At 39.9% G+C, this 25106-nt stretch carries 23 protein-coding genes; 8 read left to right on the top strand and 15 right to left on the bottom strand.

Features of this window, described 5'->3' with window-relative positions; genetic code table 11:
* The first annotated feature begins 2 nt into the window (after positions 1-2).
* The 6 genes from JL001_RS20245 (at position 3) to JL001_RS20270 (ending at position 7402) form a co-directional block, all read left to right on the top strand.
* Positions 3-926: a hypothetical protein gene (locus tag JL001_RS20245; protein ID WP_200979420.1), complete on the top strand. Its 924-nt coding sequence runs from the start codon at positions 3-5 to the stop codon at positions 924-926.
* Between the two features lie 203 nt (positions 927-1129).
* Complete coding sequence (locus tag JL001_RS20250; protein ID WP_200979421.1) at positions 1130-3565, top strand: YfhO family protein; 2436 nt, start codon at positions 1130-1132, stop codon at positions 3563-3565.
* The gene (locus JL001_RS20255; protein WP_200979422.1) at positions 3549-4262 is read left to right on the top strand and encodes a class I SAM-dependent methyltransferase; all 714 of its coding nucleotides are present in this window, start codon (positions 3549-3551) and stop codon (positions 4260-4262) included. The genes JL001_RS20250 and JL001_RS20255 overlap by 17 nt, the downstream gene beginning before the upstream one ends.
* Before the next feature lie 21 nt (positions 4263-4283).
* A complete protein-coding gene (locus JL001_RS20260; RefSeq protein ID WP_200979423.1) occupies positions 4284-5141 on the top strand; it encodes a glycosyltransferase family 2 protein in 858 nt (285 codons plus the stop codon).
* A 50-nt stretch (positions 5142-5191) separates the two neighbouring features.
* Positions 5192-5908 carry a class I SAM-dependent methyltransferase gene (locus JL001_RS20265; RefSeq protein ID WP_200979424.1) on the top strand — a complete coding sequence of 239 codons (717 nt, stop codon included), beginning with the start codon at positions 5192-5194 and terminating at the stop codon, positions 5906-5908.
* Positions 5909-5911: 3 nt separating this feature from the next.
* Positions 5912-7402 carry a lipopolysaccharide biosynthesis protein gene (locus JL001_RS20270; protein ID WP_200979425.1) on the top strand — a complete coding sequence of 497 codons (1491 nt, stop codon included), beginning with the start codon at positions 5912-5914 and terminating at the stop codon, positions 7400-7402.
* Here JL001_RS20270 and JL001_RS20275 read toward each other — a convergent pair.
* The 10 genes from JL001_RS20275 to JL001_RS20320 form a co-directional block, all read right to left on the bottom strand.
* Positions 7392-7793: a thioesterase family protein gene (locus tag JL001_RS20275; RefSeq protein WP_200979426.1), complete on the bottom strand. Its 402-nt coding sequence runs from the start codon at positions 7791-7793 to the stop codon at positions 7392-7394. The two genes, JL001_RS20270 and JL001_RS20275, sit on opposite strands and share 11 nt — an antisense overlap.
* 116 nt (positions 7794-7909) lie before the next feature.
* On the bottom strand, positions 7910-8785 hold the full coding sequence (locus tag JL001_RS20280; protein WP_200979428.1) for a DUF6528 family protein: 876 nt from the start codon (positions 8783-8785) through the stop codon (positions 7910-7912).
* 173 nt (positions 8786-8958) lie between these two features.
* Positions 8959-9348: a DUF302 domain-containing protein gene (locus JL001_RS20285; protein ID WP_200979430.1), complete on the bottom strand. Its 390-nt coding sequence runs from the start codon at positions 9346-9348 to the stop codon at positions 8959-8961.
* A 172-nt stretch (positions 9349-9520) separates the two neighbouring features.
* The gene (locus JL001_RS20290) at positions 9521-10615 is read right to left on the bottom strand and encodes a DegT/DnrJ/EryC1/StrS aminotransferase family protein (RefSeq protein WP_200979431.1); all 1095 of its coding nucleotides are present in this window, start codon (positions 10613-10615) and stop codon (positions 9521-9523) included.
* Positions 10590-11900, bottom strand: a complete 1311-nt coding sequence (locus JL001_RS20295) for a glycosyltransferase family 4 protein (RefSeq protein ID WP_200979432.1) — start codon at positions 11898-11900, stop codon at positions 10590-10592. The genes JL001_RS20290 and JL001_RS20295 overlap by 26 nt, the downstream gene beginning before the upstream one ends.
* Before the next feature lie 47 nt (positions 11901-11947).
* Complete coding sequence (locus JL001_RS20300; protein WP_200979433.1) at positions 11948-13096, bottom strand: glycosyltransferase family 4 protein; 1149 nt, start codon at positions 13094-13096, stop codon at positions 11948-11950.
* Between the two features lie 170 nt (positions 13097-13266).
* Positions 13267-16215, bottom strand: a complete 2949-nt coding sequence (locus JL001_RS20305) for an FAD-binding and (Fe-S)-binding domain-containing protein (protein WP_200979434.1) — start codon at positions 16213-16215, stop codon at positions 13267-13269.
* Between the two features lie 101 nt (positions 16216-16316).
* Positions 16317-17054: a class I SAM-dependent methyltransferase gene (locus tag JL001_RS20310; protein ID WP_200979435.1), complete on the bottom strand. Its 738-nt coding sequence runs from the start codon at positions 17052-17054 to the stop codon at positions 16317-16319.
* A 31-nt stretch (positions 17055-17085) separates the two neighbouring features.
* Positions 17086-18408 (bottom strand): DUF2254 domain-containing protein, encoded by a 1323-nt coding sequence (locus tag JL001_RS20315; RefSeq protein WP_200979436.1) that lies wholly within the window; start codon positions 18406-18408, stop codon positions 17086-17088.
* Between the two features lie 68 nt (positions 18409-18476).
* Entirely contained in the window at positions 18477-18857 is a 381-nt protein-coding gene (locus tag JL001_RS20320) for a hypothetical protein (RefSeq protein WP_200979438.1), read from the bottom strand.
* 196 nt (positions 18858-19053) lie between these two features.
* Between JL001_RS20320 and JL001_RS20325 the strand changes: the two genes are divergently transcribed.
* Complete coding sequence (locus JL001_RS20325) at positions 19054-19404, top strand: single-stranded DNA-binding protein (protein ID WP_200979440.1); 351 nt, start codon at positions 19054-19056, stop codon at positions 19402-19404.
* Positions 19405-19604: 200 nt separating this feature from the next.
* Here the strand turns inward: JL001_RS20325 and JL001_RS20330 are convergent, their stop codons facing one another.
* The 5 genes from JL001_RS20330 to JL001_RS20350 all read right to left on the bottom strand — a co-directional run bounded on the left by JL001_RS20330 (position 19605) and on the right by JL001_RS20350 (position 24486).
* Complete coding sequence (locus JL001_RS20330) at positions 19605-20243, bottom strand: carbonic anhydrase family protein (RefSeq protein WP_200979442.1); 639 nt, start codon at positions 20241-20243, stop codon at positions 19605-19607.
* Between the two features lie 21 nt (positions 20244-20264).
* A complete protein-coding gene (locus JL001_RS20335) occupies positions 20265-21920 on the bottom strand; it encodes a SulP family inorganic anion transporter (protein WP_200979444.1) in 1656 nt (551 codons plus the stop codon).
* Positions 21921-22063: 143 nt separating this feature from the next.
* Positions 22064-22384 carry a hypothetical protein gene (locus JL001_RS20340; RefSeq protein ID WP_236252915.1) on the bottom strand — a complete coding sequence of 107 codons (321 nt, stop codon included), beginning with the start codon at positions 22382-22384 and terminating at the stop codon, positions 22064-22066.
* 187 nt (positions 22385-22571) lie between these two features.
* Positions 22572-23468 carry an aldo/keto reductase gene (locus JL001_RS20345; RefSeq protein ID WP_200979446.1) on the bottom strand — a complete coding sequence of 299 codons (897 nt, stop codon included), beginning with the start codon at positions 23466-23468 and terminating at the stop codon, positions 22572-22574.
* 31 nt (positions 23469-23499) lie between these two features.
* Positions 23500-24486: an aldo/keto reductase gene (locus tag JL001_RS20350; RefSeq protein WP_200979448.1), complete on the bottom strand. Its 987-nt coding sequence runs from the start codon at positions 24484-24486 to the stop codon at positions 23500-23502.
* Between the two features lie 198 nt (positions 24487-24684).
* Between JL001_RS20350 and JL001_RS20355 the strand changes: the two genes are divergently transcribed.
* Positions 24685-25077, top strand: coding sequence for a Dabb family protein (locus tag JL001_RS20355; protein ID WP_200979451.1), 393 nt, complete (start codon positions 24685-24687; stop codon positions 25075-25077).
* The last annotated feature ends 29 nt before the right edge of the window (positions 25078-25106 follow it).

The raw sequence follows: 25106 nt of genomic DNA on the forward strand, positions 1-25106 counted from the left end.
ATATGAAAAACATTTATGCATTGCTTGTGCTTTTATCCATTTCATTTACTGCCTTGGCCCAAGCTCCTCAAAAAATGAGCTATCAAGCAGTAATAAGAGACGCTAACCATGAATTAGTGAGGGACGCTATGATCGGAATCCAAATAAGTATCATTAAAGGATCTGCATCCGGTTCCATCATTTACTCAGAAACCTACACTTCCAAAACAAATACAAATGGGCTGGTAAGCTTAGAAATTGGGACTGGTGAAGTGAAACAAGGCATTTTTTCTGAAATTGATTGGGGCAACGGATCTTATTTTATCAAAACCGAAACTGATCCTTCAGGAGGTACCAATTATTCCATTTCTGGGATAAGTCAATTATTAAGCGTTCCTTATGCCCTTTATGCCGAAAATGCAGGTGGATTGGGATGGAAAGTAAAAGGAGACACGGTTTACACAGACCTAAGTGTTCTGATTGGAACTAGTAACATTGACGATATCACCCCTTTTCACGCTAAAATTCCTCCTGGACTTTCGACAGGAGTAGCTATTGAGGGCTCTTCTATAGATAAAGGAAACCCAAGTATTCGATTTTATAACGAAGAAACAAGAGCTTCAGCTTTAGGTGTTTCCTTAGGTGGAAATGGCTACTTTTCTAGAAATGCAAAACTAGGTGATTTTGTTATCAGGTCAGAAGGTAATAACATCATCTTTGCCACCAACCCAACGAATGACTTTGAATCAATACTAATCATTTCGCAAGAAGAAAATGTAGGTATAGGCACCACTACTCCCAAAAGAAAACTTCATGTGAAAGATGTATTAAGACTAGAACCAAGAAACAGTGCTCCAGAAAATCCAGAGAAAGGAGACATGTACATGGACAATATCTCAAACAAACTAATGGTCTATGATGGTACGCAATGGCAATCCTGCTGGTAAGCACGATATACCAAAGGCTAGTTTAAAACTTGATCTAACGTATACTGTCATAAGCTAAAAGGTGAGCGTAGTAATTGAATAAGGTTAACCATTTTCATCAATACTAAAATTTAGCACTCTCCTGTTCTCCAATCTTTATTATAAGTCCACATTAATTTTTAATTTGCAAATCGTTTTGACATAGGGTTAACCAAAAAATCAGCATGCAAATCAATTTCAAAAAAGAGGTATTACCACACCTCTTAGGGATCGTTTCTTTTTATACTTTGATCGTCCTATATTTTTCCCCGATTATGTTTGAAGGGAAAATGATTTTCCAAAGCGATATCCTTCAGTGGGAAGGTTCGGCCAAAGAAATCCAAGACTTTAGAGAAGAAACCGGTGAGGAAGCCCTATGGAGCAACCGCATGTTTGGTGGCATGCCTGCTTACCTGATCAACACTGAATACCCTGGCGATATATCCAGAGCTGTTATAAGTGTAATAACACTTGGACTCCCCCACCCAATTAATGGTCTATTTTTCGGAATGGTCGCTATGTATATCCTACTTTTGACCTTCAAAATACGGCCAGAAATATCTGTCATGGGTGCTTGGGCTTTTGCCTTTAACACTTTCAATATGCTTAGCCTAGAGGCTGGGCACAATGCCAAAATATGGGCAATTTGTTTGATCCCACTTATTCTGGCCGGAATCCACATGGCTTTTGGAGGGAAAAAGCTATTGGGCTTTGCAGTCACTGCTTTGGCTTTGATGTTGCAGATTCGCTTCAATCACCTTCAAATCACTTATTATACCTTGATCACTATCCTGATCTATGCCATTGGCCAGTTGGTATTTTATATCAAGGAAAAACAATTGCCTGAATTTGCTAAAACGGCAGGTATTCTGATCTTGGGTGGTTTATTGGCTGTCGGGGCCAATTCAAACCGATTGCTGTCTGTATTGGAATATGGAAAGTACTCCATTCGTGGTGAAAAGACTTTAGAAGGTAATACCCAGAACGAAAGTGGCCTGAACAAAGAGTATGCCTTCAGTTGGTCTCAAGGTAAGCTGGAGTCCATGACTTTGCTCGTGCCAAATTTCTCCGGTGGTGCCAGTCAGGAAGCTTTGGGAGAGGATTCCAATACCGAAAAAGCTTTACAGCAAAACGGAGTCTCTGGAGCTCAACTCAGCAATTTTATCCAAGGTGCCCCAACCTATTGGGGAGACCAGCCTTTTACAGGAGGTCCTATTTATGGGAGTATCATAATGGTATTTTTGTTTGTGGTAGGGATCATCTACGCCCCTAAACGCTTCCGAAATATTTTTGTGGCAATCACCATCATTTCTTTGATGTTGGCATGGGGCAAAAACCTGGCATGGTTCAATTTCACCCTCTTCGATATTTTGCCTGGCTACAATAAATTCAGGGCCGTATCTATGGCTTTGGGCATCACGCTTTTTGCCATTCCGGTTTTGGGGTGCATTGGACTAGAAAACCTTTTCTCAGATTCAGACCAAAAGAGAAAGTTAAAAGGATTACTGATGTCATTTGCCATTGTTGGAGGAATCACCTTGCTCCTAATTGTTTTGGCTGGTGCATTTGGCTTCAAAGGAGCTGCTGATGCCAATTTCCCAGAATGGCTTACCAGTGCACTTCGGGCAGATAGAAAGGCCATGCTACAAAAAGATGCTTTTAGAAGTCTCGCCTTTATCACCTTGAGTGCAGGATTGATTTTCTTAGCCATTAAACAGAAGACTACTTATTTCTATGCAACTTTGGGGATAGCTGTATTGGTCATCACAGATGTTTGGTCCATCAATAAAAGGTATTTGAATGACGAATCATTAAAGAAAAATCCTAGCAGCAGCTACTTTACTCCCACTGCAGCTGATAAAAAGATCATGCAGGATGATGGGTATTTTAGGGTACTCAATCTCCAAAACACTTTCAAAGATGCCCGTACCAGCTATTTCTTCAATAGTCTTGGTGGTTATCATGGAGCAAAGATGCGCCGCTATCAGGACCTAATTGACAGGGTGCTTCAACCAGAAATCAACCAATTTATCCAAAAAGCACAAGAAGGTTCTTTTGACTATCAAAGCCTTAAGGCGGTCAATATGCTGAATACCAAATACATTTTGGCTGGACAAGGTGAGAATGGGGTATTCCAAAATTCACAAGCAAACGGACCAGCATGGTTTCCAAGTGAAATTGTTTCAGTCAGCTCTAATGAAGAAGAAATCCAGCAAATCCCTAATATAAACACTAAAACCCAAGCCACTGTCAACACTTCAGAATTTGAAGCCCAGGCTGGAGCTGGTTCAGTAAGTCTATCCCAATATCTACCTAATGAACTGAACTACTCGGTTAATGCAGAAAAAGGCGGCTTGGTGGTTTTCTCGGAAATCTACTATCCGGCAGGATGGAGTGCCACCATCAATGGAGAAGCTGCCGAAATCATTCGCACCAACTACCTTTTACGCGGGTTAATGGTACCTCAAGGAAAGTCTGAGGTGGTATTCAAATTTGAACCAAAAACCTATTATAGAGGTTCTTTTATAGCAGTTTCCTCCCAATATTTTATTATATTACTATTGATTGTAGGACTAGTAATGCCGTATATAAATCGCCCGAAAAATGGAAGAGAAGGATAAATATTTCAGCTATTACGACCAGTTTAATTCAGACCCAAAAAAGGATGAAATAAACGTGCTGCACCTACATATATTAGAAAAACTAGTAGGTGCAGGCTTGAAGTCCCATCATAAGGTTTTGGAGGCGGGCTGTGGATTGGGAGAGCTTAGCCATCTTATTGCACAAAAAGTTAAAAATGGACAAATCCTTAGTATTGATATCAGCCCAAGTAGCATAGACAAAGCTTCTGAGCTATGGAAAAAGCAAAAAAATCTCCAATTTAAAATAGCTGAAATGAAGGCGTTTGAAAATGATGGAGAGCATTATGATTTCTTTATTCTATCTGAAATTTTGCAGCAGGTCTCCAGGGATAAACACTTCAGGATTTTTGAAGGGATCAAAAGACATTCTCACGAAGATTCTGTGATTTTCATCAATTTGCCTACTCCCCAATTTTCAGAATGGAAGGCCCAAAATGACCCTGAGAGCCTTCAAGCTGTTGAGCCTTTTGTCAATATTGCGGACCTGATCCAAAGTATTAGTGCCAATGGTTTTTACTTGGACAAGGTAGTTCCCTATTCTGTTTTTTTTGAAGAAAACGATTTTCAATATTTCATTTTCAAACCCTTGAACATGCTTACCAACCCTACTCCCAAAAAGAAATGGGCTCTCACAAAGGAAAAGCTTCAGTTCAACCTGATGAACCTGCTGATGTAGTTGGCAGCTCAATCTTCCCTTATGTTAAAATACAGTGTCATTATTCCTGCGCATAATGAAGCGCAGTTTTTACCGGGTTTACTAGACTCATTGTCCAAACAAAGCTTAAAACCCGCTCAAGCTGTTATCGTTAACGATAATTCTACCGATACCACCGAAAGCATCATAGATGACTATCAAACTCGTTTTCCTTGGATCAGTAAAGTTAATAGTCAAACAGAAGCTTCTAGACTGCCTGGCAGCAAGGTGGTGGCTGCATTTGAAAAAGGTCTTGCACAAATTCAACAGCCTTATGACTTCATAGTCAAGCTGGATGCCGATTTGATTCTACCTGAAGACTACTTTGAGAAAGTGGCCCAAACTTTCGAAAATCATCCAAAAGCAGGTGTTGTTGGGGGTTTTGCCTATGAGTTGAAAAAAGGAAATTGGGAACTGAACCATCCCATGGGAAAAGACCATGTTCGCGGTGCATTCAAAGCCTATTCCAAAGCTTGTTTTGAGAAAATGAATGGATTGCGGTGCAGCATAGGCTGGGACACTATGGATGAGCTCCTAGCCCGATATCATGGTTTTGAAGTTATTACTTTGCCAGAATTAAAAGTAAAACACCTTCGACCTACCGGATCCTCTTACTCAAAAAAAGCCAAACACATGCAAGGTCAGGCCATGTATAAAATGCGCTATGGTTTGAGCATTGCTTTTTTGTCAATGGCCAAGGTGAGCTTAAAACAAAAAAAACCATCATATCTATGGGACAGTATGATTGGCTACTTCAAATCCTATTTCGATCGTACCCAAAGAGAAGTAACCAAGGAAGAAGGAAAGTTTATCCGTAACTACCGTTGGAAAAACATCTTTCAAAAGATCAGCGGTAAATAAATTGATTTTTCATAAGTTTGATCACTAAAAGCGACCGGTTGACCCTCAGTATGGCAAATCCTATCATTCAGGAACTCAAAAAAGAACAAGATAGAAGCATTCTCCCAAACAAAAATTGGCAGAGAGAAAAATCCGATGGACTGCAATATATCCGATACCGAGTTTTTCGTCCCTTGATCAAAGGGGTTTTCTATACTTATCGTTGGTGGAACAAACCAACCCCTTGGTTCGCCCCATCTGCGGTCAATTTTCTTAAAAAGTGGCTCAAAAAGGACATGGTAGGCCTGGAATTTGGCAGTGGTGCCAGCTCCAAATTCTTTGCACAAAAAATCAAACAATTGGTCAGCGTGGAACATCACCAAGGATGGTATGAACATGTTTCCCTGTGGTTCAAGGAAAATCAACTTGACAATATTGATTACAGGTTTATCCCTGAATCCCATGATTTTAAATCTATTGAGCTCCCTCTCTTTTTTGAAAAAAATGAGCTAAAAAGTGAAGACTACCAGTTCAAGCAACAATTCTGGGACTATTTCCATGTAGCAGATGAATTTCCAGATGAACATTTTGACTTCGTCCTTGTAGATGGCCGAGCCAGGGTGGCATGCCTTCTTAACTCCATTCCAAAGCTTAAATCAGGAGGTTTAATGATATTGGACAACTCTGATAGGCCGAGCTATCAACTGGCTTTTGAAGTACTTAAAAACTGGGAGCATTATACCTGCACTACGGGCCTTTCTGACACTACTTTTTGGATCAAACCATAAACTATGGGGATCATTAGGAAACAATCTTCACAGACTACCATCATTGCTTATGCAGGCATTTTGATAGGCTTTGTGGGTTCTGCACTACTGCGTCCTAAAGTATTATCAGAGGGAGAAATTGGCCTGCTCCAATTGGTCCTAAATACAACAGCCCTTTTTGCCTCAATCTTCACTTTGGGCACCAACTTAACCACCTTGAAAATGATCCCGGAATTCAGGGATAAGCCAGAAAAGAAAAAAAGCTTTATCAGCTTTTCGCTTTTGGTAGGTCTTGTGGGCACCACGCTGGCCGTTCCTGCTTTTTTGCTCACCAAAGCATTTATCTTCCAAACCCAAGATGGAGGTTTTGAAGGATTTAATTACAACCCTACCTTTTACTGGGGAATCATAGTGGTGATTGGTTTTCGGGTGTTCCAATATATTTTGGACGCTTATTTACGCACCAACCATCAACCCTTGCCCGGTGTTTTTGCCGAAAGCATTATCCAAAAATCATTGCCAATTATTGGTTTGATTCTGTTCTACTTCCAGTGGATCAGCTTTCAGCAATTGGTCTATTTTAACCTCGCTATTTTCGTATTGCCGGTGCTTATTTCTTTCATTATGCTAAAGAAAGCCAAAGCTTTTACACTAGGAAGACCAGGACCTTTTAGCCAAGAAGAAAAAAAGACCATAGCCGGCATCTCCTCCTCAGGGATTTTGGAAATTCTCAGCAGTAGCTTGATTTTGTATATCGACACCTATATGATTCAATGGTTGATGGGGGAAGATGCAGTGGGCATTTATGCTACCCTTTTCTTTTTTGGGGTGGTCATTAGTGTTCCGGCTAAAGCCATCAGAAGAGTTTCTATTGTGACCATATCGGAATCCATGGCAGAAGGAGATTTCAGAAACATTCAGGACATCTATAAAAAAAGCAGCCAAACCCTGCTAGTAGTCGGAGGCTTATTGTTTTTAGGCATTTGGTGCAATCGCTACAGCGTGGGCAGCTACCTAGGAGAAAGTTATGCCATGGCCTTACCCGTATTGCTTTTTACGGCCATTGCCCAATTGGTGGACTGCATCACTTCTGTAAATTACCAGATCATTGCTGTTTCCAAACACTATTATTACAACCTTTTTATGGGCTTTTTGACCTTGGCCTTACTGGTGACCACCAATTACCTTTTGATCCCGGTCATGGGTGTGGCAGGTGCTGCCTTGGCCTCTTTGGTCAGTATGGTCTTGATCAACGGACTTAGATACTTATTCTTAAAACAGAAATACCAACTCAGCCCCTTCTCTGCGGGCAACCTAAAAACCATCCTTATTATCGGATTAATATTGCTTCTGATTGAGTGGATTCCCAACATGGAAAACATTTATCTGAACCTAATCTTCAAAGGGACTTTGGTACTTTCACTTTATATTCCGGCCGTCTATTTCACCAAGTGTTCCCCTGATTTTAATGTGGTGATGGATAAGTATTTGAGAAAATTAGGGATCAAGAAATAGCCTTTAACCATTCTTGTGTGGGAAGTACCAATTTTCGGGCTTTGGTATCAAACAAACCTATGATCATCTCCACTTCTGAGCAGCGATTCCCTTGACTGTCCACAATCCATTGTTCAATGGTGCCTACTTTCGACTTATAACTTGTGGTTTTGGAAAAAATGGTAATTTCTTCACGCAACTTTAACTCCTTGATAAACCTAATTTTAATTTCTAGAATTACCGGACCCAAACCTGTCTTTTTGATTTCCTTTAAGCCATAACCATTGTCCGTGATAAACTGCCACCGAGCCTCTTCATAGATTTCTAAATAGGTAGCGTTATTCACATGCCCAAAAGTATCCAGATGGAATTCCTTAATGATCATAGGGTATTCAAAAGTCTTACTTTCCATTTTCTGTAAAATAATAAGCGGTAAAAGATTTAGGTTTAAAATTCCAATCCAGCGGAGTTTTCTTTTATGAAAGGCAAAATAGCCAAAGTCTGAATACTTTTCTTGCTGAACTTTAATTATTCAAACCACCTCGCTTTATAGACCTTCATATCTGGAAAAGCCATCTTTTTGTTCGGTCCATAGAAAGTAACATGATGCGTCCACCAGCTTTTTTCGGGAATGGTCAACATATATTGCCCAGAATCATGCTCCCCCAAACTCTTGATATTTTCTGCATTAGGAATTTCCTCCAAACTACTGAACTCTTCTGAGGACAAGTCAAATTTCCATGCTCCCGTATGTTCTGTCAAAAGGAAGTCTTGCCCATCAGCGGTGAGCTGAAGATCGTGACCTCCTTCTCCGGGTATTTTCCATTCTTTCTGTAAAACCAAACTATTTGGGTCTGGCATGGTATACTCTCTTAACACATCATAACCTAAGGCGAAAAGTGAATTTCTTTCTTTGTGCCAAACCAGACCATGTGCTGAATACAAACTATCCTCAAACAACGGTTTCTCATTATTTTGGATATCAAAAAGCATGATCTTATTACCTGAGCTGTGGGTGGAAGCAGCAGCTACCAGCCTATTGCCAGGCAACATCTCCACTGAATGGGTATTGGGTACAGAAGCATAAAATAACACTTCTCTAGTCTCACTATCCAACATAGCTACCCCGCCAGAGGAAGAAGAGATCAAAATCTTTTTTCCTCCATCAATTGCTTTACAATCGTCCATAGTATTGAATTTCTTGTCCCGATATGCTGCTGGCAGGTCTTTAGCCTGATGTGCATCCCAGAACCAAACGACATGTGGTTTATCTTCTGTGGATTGTTCATAATCCACTAATAGAACCTTATGATCTCCACAAACTAGAAAAGTCTTTTGGGCCATGCTTGGGGTGCAGAATCCCAAAACCAAAGCTGTAAGAATTTGAAAACAATAAAATTTCATATATGTATTTTTTATTTACATATATACAAAGAATTCTTCTTAGACCACCATCTAATTGATGATCATTGGTTGATTCTTTTGTTAAATAAGTTGCCTCTCCCTAATTTGTCCTTCCTAAAAGTCAGAAAATAGTTAAGGATTAAGCTTTATAAGGAAATAAAAACCTGCTACTGCTATAATTCCTCCACTACCTTCTTTAAGCTATTTCGCACCGCTTCAGCAATGCTTCCTAGACTTTCATTTTCCACAGCACTCATGGAAGCTACTGGATCCACTGCAGCTACTTCAATAGTGTCATTACTCAATTCCTGAACCACCACATTACAGGGCAAAAACACTCCTATCTTATTTTCTGCCTCAATGGCCTTATGGGCGAAGTTAGGATTACAGGCACCTAGAATACGGTAATTCCTAAAATCCACATCCAGTTTTTTCTTAAAAGTTGCTTTGACATCAATGTCTGTAAGTACACCAAAGCCCTCTGCTTTCAAAGCTTCAATCACCAGATCAATCACTGCATCAAAAGAAATGTTATGAAGGGTTTTATTATAATAGTAATTCATGATTTCTTAATAGTTTGGTTAACTTTTAAGTTACAAAATACAAAAGCCCCATACTGTGACACAGGTCACATATCAATATAAAAAATTAAAATGACCACAGGTGAAAAGGATAAAAACAGATGGACTATATATCTTTTATTCAAGTTTAAAGGCTTAAACCTGAGCTCTAATCTCAATTAAAAAATGCCTGAACTGCTTCACAAACTTGCCTTACTTCCTTTTCTCCCAAATAGGGATGTAGGGGCAAGGACAGCGTAGTTTGGGCTATTTTATTGGCCATGGGAAAGTCTCCATCTCCTTCAAAAGGCTTGGTAGCCGAAACAGCCTTTGGATAATGAATGGCTGTACCTATCCCTTGCTTCTCCAAGTATTGTTTTAAGGCATCACGTTCCTCGCTTCTGATAGCAAAAATATGCGCATTATGGTCATCTTTTAAAATCCCGTCAGGCACTGTAATTCCCTTTAAATGTTGTAAATGTTCCAAGTATATTCCAGCAAGTTGTTTCCTCTTTTGCTGCCAGGCTAAAAAATATTCCATTTTTACATTCAAGAAGCCTGCTTGCAAACTATCGATTCGGCTATTTCTACCTACCAACTCATGTACATCTCTCTTTGATTGACCGTGTGTTAGCATTAACCTGATCTTGTTTGCCAAAGCATCATCACTGGTTATCACCAATCCTGCCTCACCAAGAGCTCCCATGTTTTTGGTTGGGTAAAAGCTAAAACAACCCATCTCTCCAAAAACACCAGCACTGTTACCCTCTTGAAAAGCACCAAAAGCTTGGGCAGCATCTTCGACCACTTTTATTCCCAAAGGTTGCGTAATTTGTATTAAGCGTTTCATATCCACCATCTTTCCATAAAGATGTACTGGCATTACAGCTTTGGTTTTTTCCGTGATTTGCTGCTCTAAAACATTAAGATCCAGCAGACCATATTGATCCACATCGCAAAAAACAGGCTCTGCTCCCACCATTTTGACCACTTCAGCTGTGGACACCCAGGTCAATGCAGGTACAATCACCTCATCTCCCGGCCCTATTTCCAATACTCTCAATGCCAATTCCATCGCATCGGTTCCATTAGCGCAGGCAATCGCATGAGGAACCTTCAAAAAGTCTTTCAAAGAGCTTTCCAGCAAGTCCACTTCTTCCCCGCCAGAGAAAATTCCCTTTTGCAACATTTTATTGAATTTTGCCTTAAGCTCATCAGCCAAATCGGCATGCATGTCTGCCAAATCAAGAAAGGGAATTCGAATTTTCATCCAGTAATTGGGCTAGTTTTTGGCTAAGGTATTTTCGTTCAAAATGGTCAATACTACTACTCGTCGTGCTCTTTACATCCTCCATGATTTGTTGCTCCAAGTAGGCTTGAATCTCATCCACAGACTCGTGCGAGAAGACCTTGCCTGCCTCGGCTTCCTGAATGATTTTGCTGGCATCACCTAGCGGGTCACCTAAAGCTACGATTGTCCTTCCAGTGGCAATATATTCGAAAAGTTTTCCCGGAATATTTCCTTTTGCATTTTTGGTATTGGTTAAGATCAATAAAAGCATATTCGCTTTTTCATAAAAAGCAAAAACCTTTTCGTGGGGCACATAACCGGGGAAATCCACACGTTCTGCTAGCCAAGGGTCTTCCTTTACAAAATGGCTAACCTTTTCGCTTACTCTACCCACAAAGGTCAATTTTACGGCTTTTTCCATTGGCTCAAATGCTTGTTTAAAAGCATTGAGAAAAGGGATAGGATTTCGAATAGCATCTATAATTCCCGTATAAACGATCTCAAAAACAGGCGATTCTGACTTTTTCTTTTGAAAGTCCTTGGGCAAATCAGCTGAATCAAAACCATTGGTGATCAAATCAATTTCTCTATGAGCAATTTTTGCCAACTCCTCTTGGAATGTAGGAGAAATGGTCACCACCTTATCGGCCTCTCTGAACACAGATTGCTCCAATCGCTCATGTCTCCTCCGAATAGACTTCATCATGGGCAATGTGTCTAAAAATTCCCAAGTGGACCAAGGATCACGAAAATCCGCTATCCATGGCAAGCCAGACTTTCTTTTAAGATCTCTTCCAATTAAGTGCATACTATGGGGAGGTCCTGTGGTGATAATGGCCTGGATGCTATTTTTCTCCACAATATCCAACAGGTAATTGACAGAAGGCTTTACCCAAAACACCCGTGGGTCAGGAATCATAGCATTGGCTCTCAGCCAGATGGAAGTCTGGTCAAACCAGTTCTTGTGCCGCTTTTCTATGAGCTTAGAAGGGTCTTCTGCCTTTCCCTTCTTTTTCTTTTTCAAAAATCGGAACACCCCATAAGGCTCCCAAATTGGAAATTTAATCACTTCCCAGTTGGGTGAAACCTCTTTGAGCATGGTCTCATCCTTAAGTTCAAAATCAGGATTTTCTGGTGTAAAAATCACTGGCTCCCAGCCATATTCAGGTAAAAATTTGGCAAACTTCAACCAACGTTGCACACCAGAACCTGCACTTGGTGGCCAGTAATACGTAATAATTAAGACCTTCTTGGAAATTTCCATTCAACAAAGATAGTGTTTTGGTGGAGAGTAAAAGCAGCCCAAAAACTTTACTTCATCAAGGAACGGTACTTTTCTAACAATAGGGCATGCATTTTTTTCCTACCATATTTAGCCGTCACATCCAAATACAGCTGATCCGTCAATCCCTGCATCACTTCTCTTTTGACATAAGCAAATTCTAGTGCATCCTTCAGCACTGCCTTGTCCTTGACAGGAAACACCAAGCCTGTTTTTTTATTGGTCACAATGTCTGTATTGCCCATGATATCAGAACAAATGATCGGCAGTTGCATCGCTGCAGCTTCCAAAAGGACATTGGGAAATCCTTCCCGATGAGAAGCATGCACCAACACATCGGATATGGCCATATAATGCTCCACATGATCTGACCAGTTGACCTGAACAATGCGGGGATGGTCTTCAATCTTTCTAATGGTTTCCTCATCAAGCGGATTCAATTCCTGCTCAAAATCCCCCAACAGCACCAATTTGGAATGATTGACTATTTTTGAATTCAAAAATGCCGTGACCAATTGATCTATTCCTTTATCTTTCACCAATCTTCCTACTGCTAAAATGATAAAATCATTGTCTCCCGGCATCACCCGCATGGTAGCGGCCACCAGGTGATTTTCCTTTAGATTATCCCTGTTAAATCGCTCCAAGTCAACCCCATTAGAGGAGCCTTCTCCCAACACCTCTACTTTTGTAGCTTCTGTAAGGTTTTCTTTGACAATAAAGTCCTGCAAGGACTTGGCGTTAGGCCAAACATGTGTGGCATGGCTGAAGGTCCACCTCTCCATGGTTTCCAAAAGTTTCCTTTTATTGTCCTTGGTCACCACATAAGGCAACCCAGCAACCGTATGGATCCTCACTTTCACCCCCGCAAATTTAGCCGCAATCATTCCCAAAAGCCCAGCCTTAGGCGTGTGGCTATGCACGATGTCAGGTTTTTCCTGCTTGAAAAGTTGGAACAATTTCCAAAGACAAACCAAATCATGAAGTGGAGTAATTTTTCTGGTAAATGGAATTACTGTATGTTCGCAGCCTTCTTTTCTCTTGACCTCGTTAACTTCCTTTCCATCAGCACTGACCATCAGGACATCCCAACCAGCGTCTTTCAAATATTTCATTTGGCCAGAAAGAAGTAATTTTAGGGAAATGGGTACAGTAGTAACGCGGATTATTTTCGGCATGAATTCTTGCTTTAAAAGGACAAATATAAACCTAAAAAGTGAAGGAATATATCTAAGAGATGAATTATAAATACAGCTTATTGTTCATCATCAAATATTTGACCAAAAAATAAAAAAGGTAGATAAATGGTTGACAGTACCTTACCACTGTCAACCATCCATAATAATCATTAAAGTCCTGCAGCTTCAAAAAGCACCTCTACAGGGTGTAGCGCCTTCCTTCCAGTTCCATCAGCAATCTGATGACGGCAGCTGGTTCCTGGAGCCGCAACAATCGTTTCAGGCGTAGCCTTTCTGACAGCTGGAAACAAGACCATCTCCCCAACTTTCATACTCACCTCATAATGTTCCTCTTCATACCCAAAAGATCCGGCCATTCCACAACAACCAGAAGGAATGGTTTCCAAGGTATAGTTTTCCGGTAAAGTCAACAGCTTCTGGGTAAATTGAACTGATGAAAGTGACTTTTGGTGGCAGTGCCCATGAAGCAATACTTTCTTGCTGGCCTTGGTAAACTGGTCTGCCGTAATATTTCCTCGCATGGCCTCCTTGGCCAAAAACTCATCCACCATCATACTGTTCCTTTTCAACTTCTTGGCATCTTCCACCAGATCGGCCCGAACCAACCTTGGATACTCATCCTTAAAGCTTAATATGGCTGATGGCTCGACTCCCACCAAAGGCTCATCCAAAGTCACCAAGTCTTTAAAGAGCTGCACATTTTTATTGGCCAGGTCTTTGGCCCTGTCCAATAGGCCCTTGGACATTGCCCCGCGACCACTTTCTGGGTGGTCAATCATCTTGACCTCATATCCCAAATGATGCAAAAGTTTAATGGCTTTGATTCCAATTTCTGTATCATTGAAATTGGTAAACTCATCAAAGAAAAAATGAACTGCACCCACTTTCTTTTGAGGCGTTGGAAGCTGGCTGTAATTCTTTTGGTACCACTTTTTGAGGTTAACCTTCGCAATGGTAGGCAAGTTTCTCTTTTCAGCCACTCCCAAAACTTTCTTCATCAATGACCCGGTTGATTTATTGGTCATAAAGAAGTTGGTCACACCAGGAACAAGGCTTCCCAGCTCATTCAGGTTATTGATATAAGCAAAAGCTTTACTTCTCAGTGGAACTCCATTTGTCTTTTGGTATTGATAAAGGAATTCTGCTTTCAAACTGGCCATATCAACATTGGAAGGACACTCAGAAGTACATCCCTTGCAGGACAGGCAAAGATCCATAACTTCTTTGATCTCTGGATGATCAAAGGGATTTTCCTTTGTGTTATTCGTCAAAAACTCCCGAAGGGTATTTGCCCGACCACGAGTAGTATCTCTTTCATTTCTGGTAGCCATATAGCTTGGGCACATGGTTCCTCCAGATATGGGCAGCTTACGACAATCCCCCGAACCATTGCATTTTTCAGCAGCCCTAAGTATCCCACCTACATGACCAAAGTCCAAAGCTGTATCGAACTCAGGTGTCTTCATATCCGGCTCGTACCGAAGAAAGCTGGTCATCGGAGCAGTATCTACAATCTTGCCTGGATTGAAAATATTATTGGGATCCCATGCTTGCTTGATCCTGCGGAAAAGCTGATAATTCTCCTCTCCAACCATAATAGGAATAAAAGCAGCCCTTACCCTACCATCACCATGCTCTCCACTGAGTGAGCCATCATATTTCTTGACCAGTTTGGCCACTGCCTCAGTAATTTTATAGAAATCTTCTACATCTTCAGACTTCTTTAGGTCAAGAATAGGCCGAAGGTGAATTTCCCCAGCACCGGCATGGGCATAGTGCACAGGCTTCTGTCCAAAACCTTTCATGATTTCACCGAACTCGTCAATAAAATCAGCCAAATCATCAATATCCACAGCCGTATCTTCAATACAAGCCACAGCCTTTTTATCTCCAGGAATATTGGCCAGCAAACCAAGACCTGCACTTCTCAGCGCCCAAACATTTTTGGTTCTCTCTCCAGTGATGATCGGGTAAGCATAACCCAACCCTGCAGCCTTCATACCATCAATCGTCCTCTGGGCTAAAGCCAAAGCCTCTTCCTCTGTTTCGCCTCGGAATTCTATCATCAAAATCCCCTCTGGATCGCCCTCTACAAAGTACCGGTTTTTACTTTGCTCAATATTTTCTTTGGTACAATCCAAAATAATTTTATCCATCAACTCACAAGCGGTGGGATGATTTTTCATGGCCAACTGGGTGGCCTTCATACTCTCATGTATGCTCTCAAAGTGAGCTGCCACCACCACATCTTTAGGGGCAGGAAGTGGGTCCACATGAATCTTTATTTCGGTAGTAAAAGCGAGGGTCCCTTCGGATCCACAAAGGAGCTTGCAAAAATCAAAAGCCGTATCAGTTTCTGAAAAGATTTCTGTTTCCAAAAGATAATCGACCGCATAACCTGTATTTCTCCTTTGGACAGAAGGCTTGGGAAACTGACTTCTAATATTTTCTTGATTGACTGGCTGAGCTAATTCATCATATATTTTTTGATATAGAGCTCCCTCCAAAGTTTCCAGTTGCTTTTTCTGCTCAAATTCCTCTTTGGATATTTTAGCAAAAGTTGCTACTGAGCCATCACTTAAAATGGTCTGCAACTCCAATGTATGCTCTCTGGTAGAGCCGTAAATAATAGAAGTAGTACCACAGGAATTGTTTCCTACCATCCCTCCGATCATCGCCCTATTGGCAGTGGAAGTGACGGGACTAAAGAAAAAGCCATGAGGTTTCAAAAAAGCATTTAGCTCATCCCTGACCACTCCCGGCTGTACCCTTACCCAACCTTCTTCTTTATTAAACTCAAGTATTTGTGTAAAATATTTTGAGACATCCACCACTATGCCATCACCTACACACTGTCCTGCCAAGGATGTCCCTGCGGTTCTAGGAATCAAGGATGTTTTATACTGCTTTGCAAATTGAATAAGTTTTTTGATATCTTCTTTGGTCTTCGGTAAGGCTACCGCCAAAGGTAATTCCCGATATACCGAGGCATCTGTGGCATAAAGGGTTTTCATCAATTGATCGTAATGCAAATCACCTTCTAAATCTTTGGCCAATTGGGCCAAAAAAGGTGACAAATTCTCTGGTTCGTTAGACATGCCATAAAATTAAGACAGTTAGACCAACTAATAAATAATAAAATGAAATATCTATTGAAAATCTTTGATCCCCACATTTATGAAGTTCACCAGAAGAAATATTACAACTTGTTTATCCCCACCCGTAAAATCAAGGGAAAACTAACGGGCTTCATTTTTTCAGCCCCCCATTTACTTCTCAAGTCCTCTTCAATCAAATCAACTGGATTGGTGCCGTTCTCTTTGATATAATGTTTGACCGCAGACCAAGTGTTTAGGTAACCTAACAACTCATCAAGACTCCAGCTTTCTTCAATGCTAAATTGAGGTGTTGCCAACTCTTCAAATTGAAAAGGGATGCTTTCGTAGGCCTCCTCGATATGCTTTCTTTCCGGATCCCAAAAGTCTCCCAACAAATCAGCATACAGGTATTTTATTTCTTTGTCCAGATCAGGTACATCCATCAAACCATAGCCGATTAAAGCTATTACCCCATTTGGTTTAAGCGTCCTATTTACTTCCTTAAAAAATGGATCAAAATCGAACCAATGTACCGCTTGTGCTACTGTAATTAAGTCAAAAGTATGGTCTGAAAATCCACTTTTCTCTGCTGGGCATTTTGTATAATAAACATTGGGTTTCCATGGCGCTTGAGCCATTTGCTGCTCACTGATATCGCTAGCTTCAACCCTTTCAAAATAATTGGAAAGAATTGAAGCAACTTGCCCATTCCCTGTCCCACAATCCCAAGCTGCTTTTCTGGTTTTCACTTGACTTATTAACCAGGCATAGAAGTTTTCAGGGTAAGTAGGGCGAAACTTCTCGTATTCTGATGCATGACCGGAAAAATTATCTTTCATAAAAATCATGGTTTAAATATTATCAAAAACTTCAGATTAACGCTTTTAGTTGCTCATACCTCTCCTTCAAATCCTTCACATCGTTCTCATCCAAGAAACTTTTCTCACCAGTGTGTAAAATCATATCGGCATGTTTTAGAATAATGTTTTTATGTTGGTCATCCTCTGCAAACTGAAAAATGGTTATCAGGGCTTCCATTAACCTGATAATTACCGCTGGACTATTGCTTCCATATTGACGGATCTGGTTAAATGCCACACTCATCACACCATCAAAACTAATCGTTTTGGTGACCAAACGCATCTCTCCCTCTCCATCAAAGTGATACGGGCTTGGTAGTCTTGCTGAAGTCAAATAGCAGATCACGTCAGTAAGTTTATCAATACAAGTAATGGCAGTAAAAGGATCATTGACCCCTGGAGAAAGAGCTCTTGCAGCTACTTCTACCATTTGCCTAATGGCAAACTCGGCATCTTGGGAAGATGTCCTTTTGTTGCCGATGATAAAAGAAGACCTAAAGCGATCCTCAAGCCCATCTTCAAATTTTCCAGATGTATGAATAATGATTAACTCCTGTTTTTCTACTATGAAATTGCCAGCGTGCTTCTTGACTTCTACTATTCCTTGAACCTCCTTGGCCAGTTCCATTAATTTATGATGATCGATGGATTGAAGGTAGCCGCTTCTTCTAGATTTAAGGGAGTATTCTTGTTTTAGGTCAGCTTTTCTTGCTGCTAGCATTCCTTCATCGAAAGTAGGCGGTTCATGGTCATTGTTATCTTTGGCTGGAAAAAGACGCTTAAAATTTTTGTGAAGGTTATTATTCACATTGGAAATCACTTGATCAGCTTGAATACTAACTGAAATGTGATGGATAAAAATGACCAGTAAAAATATATTGACTATGGCAAGAAAAATCGCAAAAATGATGGAAACATTTGGAACAAAACCCAACTCTTCCCCCGACTTTACCGCCCTCAAAACCAATAAGCAATAGTTAAAGGTGGCTATGTAGGAACCCAAAACCACTTGATTGATCCGGTCGTGCATAAAATTCTGTAACAAACGCGGGCCAAATTGTGAAGAAGCCAAAGTCAGGGCCACCAATGTAATGGAAAATACTGTTCCTGCCACACCGATCATCGCTCCCGCTATGGTGGACAAAATACTTCTAGCAGCCTCTTCCTCTCCATACATGTAAAACTTGAAAACTCCTGAAGGTTCAAACTCCCACACGGTATCCAAATAGATAAATCCAGTCGCTGCAATAATAGAAACAAGAATCAATTGCAATGGCACAAACCAAAAACTAGATTGAAGAATCGACCAAAAGTAAACTAATTTTGTTTTCAAGATCAGTTGTGTTTTATAATGTCAAACCTATGTCCATCTATTGAAGGCAAATTTTAAGAGATTAGCCATTATTTAGAAACAGTTTTCTTTCTTACCACCAAAAACCAATCAGGGTCTCGATCCAGTTCCAAATAGCCAAAGTCATAACAATAAACATACACATTGCCTTTTTTGTTAACATATTGATGCGTGTGGTATTTGAACTGAAAGCCTTCTTGCAAAAGTTTCTCCCGATTGACTTTTATCGTTTCATCGGTATTTTGCAAAATTGATTCCAAAATATTTCTGTTTTTCTTTAAAGCATTGTTAATGTTTCTAATCACATTGTTCTTTACTGCCTTTAACTGATTATTATAGTTGTTACGACATTGATCGTCGCAAAATTTTTTGTCGGCCCTTCCTTGAACAGGCTGATCACAATACAAACAATTCTTTCCATTCCCAAGCATAAAAAATAGCATTTAAGGTAAAAAACTAATGGAATTTACAAAGCAAAACACACATTAGCAAACACTTACAAACGACTGTAAACGGAAAGAAACATTTAATACCCGACTATCAATGTCTCCAATCTTCAACTTTGAGTCATTAACGATAAATAGAAATAATCGTTAGTGAATATTCTTTAACCTAAATTTTAGCATTATGAACACTTTAAGAAACAAAGTTCAACTGATCGGAAGGCTTGGTGCAAAAGCAGATTTCAAAGTTCTGGAAAATGGGAATGCCATGGCCCGAATAAGTTTGGCCACTAATGAAGTCTACAAAAACAACAAAGGTGAGCGCATAGAGGACACTACCTGGCATCAGTTAGTGGCTTGGGGAAAAACTGCAGAGATTATCAATAAGTACACTAACAAAGGAAGTGAAATCGCCATTGAAGGTAAATTGATCAACAGGACCTACACGGATAAACAAGGTGTAAAAAAATACATTACAGAAATTCAGGTCAATGATTTGGTGCTCTTAGGTGATAAGAATAAAGCAGAAGCTTGAGGGTGAACTTTTTACTTGTTGATCAAAAGGCTCACTATGTTTGAGCCTGTTTTATGATGTATTCAAGAGTAAAACCTCCTTGATTCATTGTATTATCTTAAATCAAGTAAAACCGGATGAATTTTAAACTACGCATAAAATCATATTCAATAAAAAAGCCGCGTTTGCGGCTTTTTTATTCGAACAAAATTTATGTCAACTTAATCATTCAATAGCGTTTTTGTGAATTCCACTTCTCCCGTTTCCACATCATAGTAACAACCCACAATACCAATATCTCCACTTTCAAATAGTTCCTTTAGAACAGCACTTCGCTCAAGAATTTGGTCCATGGTATGGATGACATTAAAATGGGCAACCTTTTCCACAAATGAAGGGTCAGTCAACTCTGCATCTGGCATCTGTCCTTTGACTTCTTCGATGGATGGATTTACTTTTTCTAATAGACCTGTAAGGTTTCCCATCTTTACCCCAGCACACGCACCGTTTACTGCGCCACATTTGCTGTGTCCAAGGACAACAATCAACTTGGAACCTGCCACTTTGCAGGCATATTCCATGCTTCCCAAAATATCTTCATTGGCAACATTTCCAGCAATACGTGTACTGAAAATATCTCCCAACCCTTGGTCAAAAATCAATTCAGCAGAAGTCCGGCTATCGATGCAGCTTAATACAATCGCAAATGGCCATTGTCCATCTTTGGTATCATTTACCTGCTCCAGCAAGTTTCGGTTTACCTTCAAGTTATTTACAAAACGTTGATTCCCTTCTTTAAGAAACTGCAATGCTTTGGCAGGAGTTACTGTCGCTTGGGTTTCCGCGGTATGTGCTTTCATATATTTTGAGTCTTATTGATTTTAGTTAATGTGATTGTTATCGTTGATTAATTCGGTAATCACTTCTTTGTGAGAAGTTTTTCCGTTCTTTCTGTAAGTTAATATTTTCTTGTGTTCGGTTGAAACATGATTGTATTCATCCAAATCGTTCTCAATATTATAAGCTTTTTTAAAGCCTACCAACTTTACATTAATTTCTTTTTCCTGGGCCTGGATTTCCTTAAATTCTTTGATAAGCTCCAGTACATCATGGGCGACATACACGGTATCAGAAGCGTCAATCACTACATTAGCTCCTTTTGGAATATGGTTTAGGGTTTGTTTAATCGCTGCTTTGTTCAAGAAAGATACTTCCTGAGCCAAATCTACATGGATGACATCACCATCCTGGTAACCTTCTTTATTGAAATAGTAACTGCGTTTGGCATTTCCTCTCAACACAAAGAATACACTGATTACGATTCCCAAAGCTACTCCTTTCAATAAGTCCAAGAAGACAACCGCACTTAAAGTTGCTATAAAAGGCACAAACTGATATTTGCCCTGATCCCAGTAATATTTGAATGTAGCCGGCTTGGCCAACTTATAACCAATCATCAATAGAATGGCAGCCAAAGTTGCCAAAGGTATTTTATTCAAAATAACAGGAATACTTAGCACACTGATCAGTAAGAAAATCCCGTGAATAATGGCAGACATCTTTGATTTTGCTCCAGAATTGACATTAGCAGTGGTCCTAACTACTACTGAAGTCATTGGAAGACCACCCAACAGACCACTTACAATATTTCCGACACCTTGTGCTTTTAACTCTACATTGGTATTGGTAACTCTCTTCATTGGATCCATCCGGTCTGCTGCCTCTACGCATAAGAGGGTCTCAATAGAAGCAACTACTGCTATGGTGATGGCCACTATCCAAACCTCTGGATTGCTTATTGAAGAAAATTGAGGCAATGTGATTAAATTCTTAAAATCTTCCATAGACTCCGGAACGGGCAAGCTCACCAAATACTTTTCTCCAATGGCTAAGGGACTTCCAGTGATTATTAAAACTTGGTTAACCAATACCCCTACGATTACCGCAACCAAAGCTGAAGGCACCAATTTTAATCTTTTCAAAGCAGGAACCTTGTCCCAGCCGATCAAGATGAATAATGAAATGGCCGTTACTAGAATAACTCCTACCTGCACGTCAGTAAATGAAGCCGCAATTCCAGAAAATATAGCAAATCCTGAACCCACTTCAGCATCAGAGCCCAAAGCCACAGGAATCTGCTTCAAAAAGATAATCACACCAATACCAGCCAACATCCCCGTGATTACATTGCTCGGGATATAATTAGAAATACTCCCTGCTCTCATAAAGCCAAGAGCTAGCTGAATGACACCTGACAAAACAACTGCCACCAAAAATATTTCAAATGCACCCAAATCTTGGAGTGCCACCAATACAATAGCTGTCAACCCTGCTGCAGGACCAGAAACACTGATGTGGGATTGACTAAGAGATCCTACTATTATTCCTCCGACTATCCCTGTGATAATTCCTGAAAACAACGGGGCTCCAGAAGCCATGGCAATGCCTAGACACAGTGGAAGTGCTACCAGAAACACCACCAATCCTGAAGGCACATCGGATTTTAAAGTCGCAAAGAGATTATTCTTCTTTGTCATAAAATTTTGTTCGTTATGTTATTCAAACTGTACAATTGATAATATTTTACATCTGAGGATATAAAACACCAGTACTCAATACCTAAAATAAACAGTTCAGGGATGAGCATAACTTCCTAAGAGAAGTCATCTTTAACAAAATTTTATGATAATTCTGGAGGGGGGCAAAATTGATCGGCCATTACAAAGGCATAATCTTTTTCTCTGTGGTAGTCTAAATTACCTTTCTCTTGGAAAACAGCAATAATCACTTTCCAGTTTTCCATTCTTTTGATAAACTCAGACTTTTCTGTTTTATTATTCTCAGCACTTTCCTCTTCCTCTTCCACTACCGAGTAAAACATGGAAACATCTACATTACTATCTACCAAAACTATTACAGTTGGGGTAAACACAAACATTCCAAACAGCACCAAAAATAGTGCGGCGATTTGTTTGCGATTGTATGTGAACGTTTCTTTCAAGCTTATTTTAAAAAGATTTATATACTGTTTAATACGCCAAAAATAATCAAAAGTTTGTGAAAACCGTAAACACCAACCTTCAAACATTTCGAAAAAACACTGTTTTCAAGGTATTTATATTGACTTATGTCAATTAAATACCTGAACTCACCTTTAATGACCAATAATAAAAAATCATACATTTAAATTATCGATGCACATTATATATATTTCTTGGCAATGAATTTTGAAGTTCGATAAGCTTAGATTGAAGCGCTTCACCTATCTCCAAAGCAGCTAGTGTTTCATGAAGTTGACTTTCAGTACGGATTCCGCTAACTACGGAGGCCACCGCGCTGTGTTGTAAGGGAAAATTCAACACTAACTTTCTGATAGCGTCAAGACTCTCTCCCTTTTGCATTAGCATCGATTTGATCTTGGCTACATCTTCTTCAGTCCAATTCAAATATTCTTTAGCGGGCTTGTCTAACAGAATTCCCTTGGCATAGGCTCCGCGGACCAGTACACTGATATTTTTCTGATCCAGCAAGTCCAAGCAACTTTCTTCCGGCCTTCGGTCCAACATACTGTATTGCATCATCACTCCTGAAATATTGGACTTTTCTACATACCTCCTAATGACATTGGGACGAATGGATGAAATCCCGTAAGCCCTTATCTTCCCCATTTCTTTCAAAGCCTCAAATGCTTCAATGGTCTCATCAATTGGATCTTCAATCGTTCCGCCATGCAACTGATAAAAATCAATATAATCTGTTTGGAGTCTGGCTAAGCTTTTATCCACCGCTTTTAAAATATATGACTTGCTCGGGTTCCAATCCCAGCCACTCCCATTTTCTCGAATTTGATTTCCTACCTTAGTGGCAAGAATTATGTCGCTTCTATTCTCCTTTAGTGCTTCTCCGACAAGCCTTTCATTTTCTCCTGCATCGTATAAATCTGCTGTATCAAAATAGTTGATTCCTTGATCAATTGCCTTTTTGACAAGCGCAATATCATGTTGCTTACTTCCTTTGAGAGACATGCAGCCAAATGACACTTCACTTATTTTGATATCAGAATTTCCTAATAGATTATATTTCATTTTAAGCGTAGACGTTATGGTTCTGACTCAATTACCAAAGCTGATGCACATCAGCTTTGATATACTTTTCATAGACACTTTTCACAGCTGTCATTTGTTCAGTACTAAGCTCAGGCAATCCAGCTGCATTGATGTTATCGATTACTTGACCTTCTCTGGAAGCGCCAGGAATTACGGTACTCACCTCATCAAACATCAAAATCCACCTCAAAGCCCACTTAGCCAAGGGTTCAACTCCAGAGAAAATATCCTTTAGTTCTTCAACAGCAGTCAACCCCTTTTCAAAATCCACTCCAGAAAAAGTCTCTCCTTTATCAAAAGCCTTTCCTTCTCTATTAAAATTTCTATGGTCATTTTCATCAAACTTTCTACTCAGAGTCATTTTCCCAGAAAGCATGCCACTTGCCAATGGAACACGAGCAATTATTCCTACATTTTTTGTCTTCGCCTTTGCAAAGAAAGTTTCTGCTGGCTTTTGACGGAACATATTAAAGATTATCTGAACAGTCGTCACATTGGAATATTGGATAGCCAACTCGGCTTCCATGACCTTTTCCACACTGACTCCCATATTCCTGATTTTGCCTTCATCTTTTAACCGCTCAAACAGCTCAAATATTTCATCCCTTTGAAAAACTTCTGTTGGAGGACAGTGCAATTGAATAAGATCAAGCGTTTCTAACTGCATGTTTTTAAGGCTTACTTCCACATAGGTCCTCAGTGCCGCTGGCGTATAACCTTCATTGACATGAGGGTTAATTTGTCTTCCACATTTTGTCGCTACAAAAATATCTTCGGATCGGCTTTTAAGCAGTTTTCCCACAGCTTCCTCGCTCATTCCTGCATCGTATACATCCGCAGTATCCAAGAAATTCACTCCATTATCTATGGCTGCATTTAAAATTTTGTCTGCAGCTTTCCCATCAAATGAGCCACCCCAACCTCCACCTACTTGCCAAGTCCCAAGGGAAACTTCTGATATATTGAAACCAGTCTTTCCAAGCTTTCTATATCTCATAGTTCATCAATATTATTTTTAGCCATTTATTTTATTTACATTTAACTAATCAAGCTGTATTTACAAAACTCAACCCATTGTAACTTATACATTAAAGTTGTACTTTCGTACACACTATATTTTAATTCATAACACAGCTTTTCGATAACTACTCATATCCATGTTTAGCTAATCAATATTAAACAAGATCTGTTAACTATGAAAACTAGAAGGAAATTTATTAACGGCCTTTTGATCCTAGGAACGGGGCTTTTCGCTTCCAAAAAAGTTAGTGCCCATCCTGCAAAATCAGTATTAATTCACCAAGTATATTTCTGGTTAAAAAACCCAAAGAAAGACCTGAAAGGCTTTATTGAAGGATGTGAAAAGCTAGTTAAAATTGACAGTATAAAAAAAGCATACATCGGTACTCCAGCCGTAACAGAAAGGAGAGATGTAGTGGACCATTCTTTTCAGGTTTCCCTTACCGTATATTTTGATTCATTAGAAGACCATAACCACTACCAATTGCATGAAGACCACAAAGCTTTTATTGCTGCCCATGAAGGTAAATGGGAAAAAGTTCAAGTGTATGACACAAAAATTAAATGATCCAGTTTTGACTTCCTATTTCCTCCACA

Source organism: Echinicola sp. 20G, from assembly GCF_015533855.1.
Classification (GTDB): domain Bacteria; phylum Bacteroidota; class Bacteroidia; order Cytophagales; family Cyclobacteriaceae; genus Echinicola.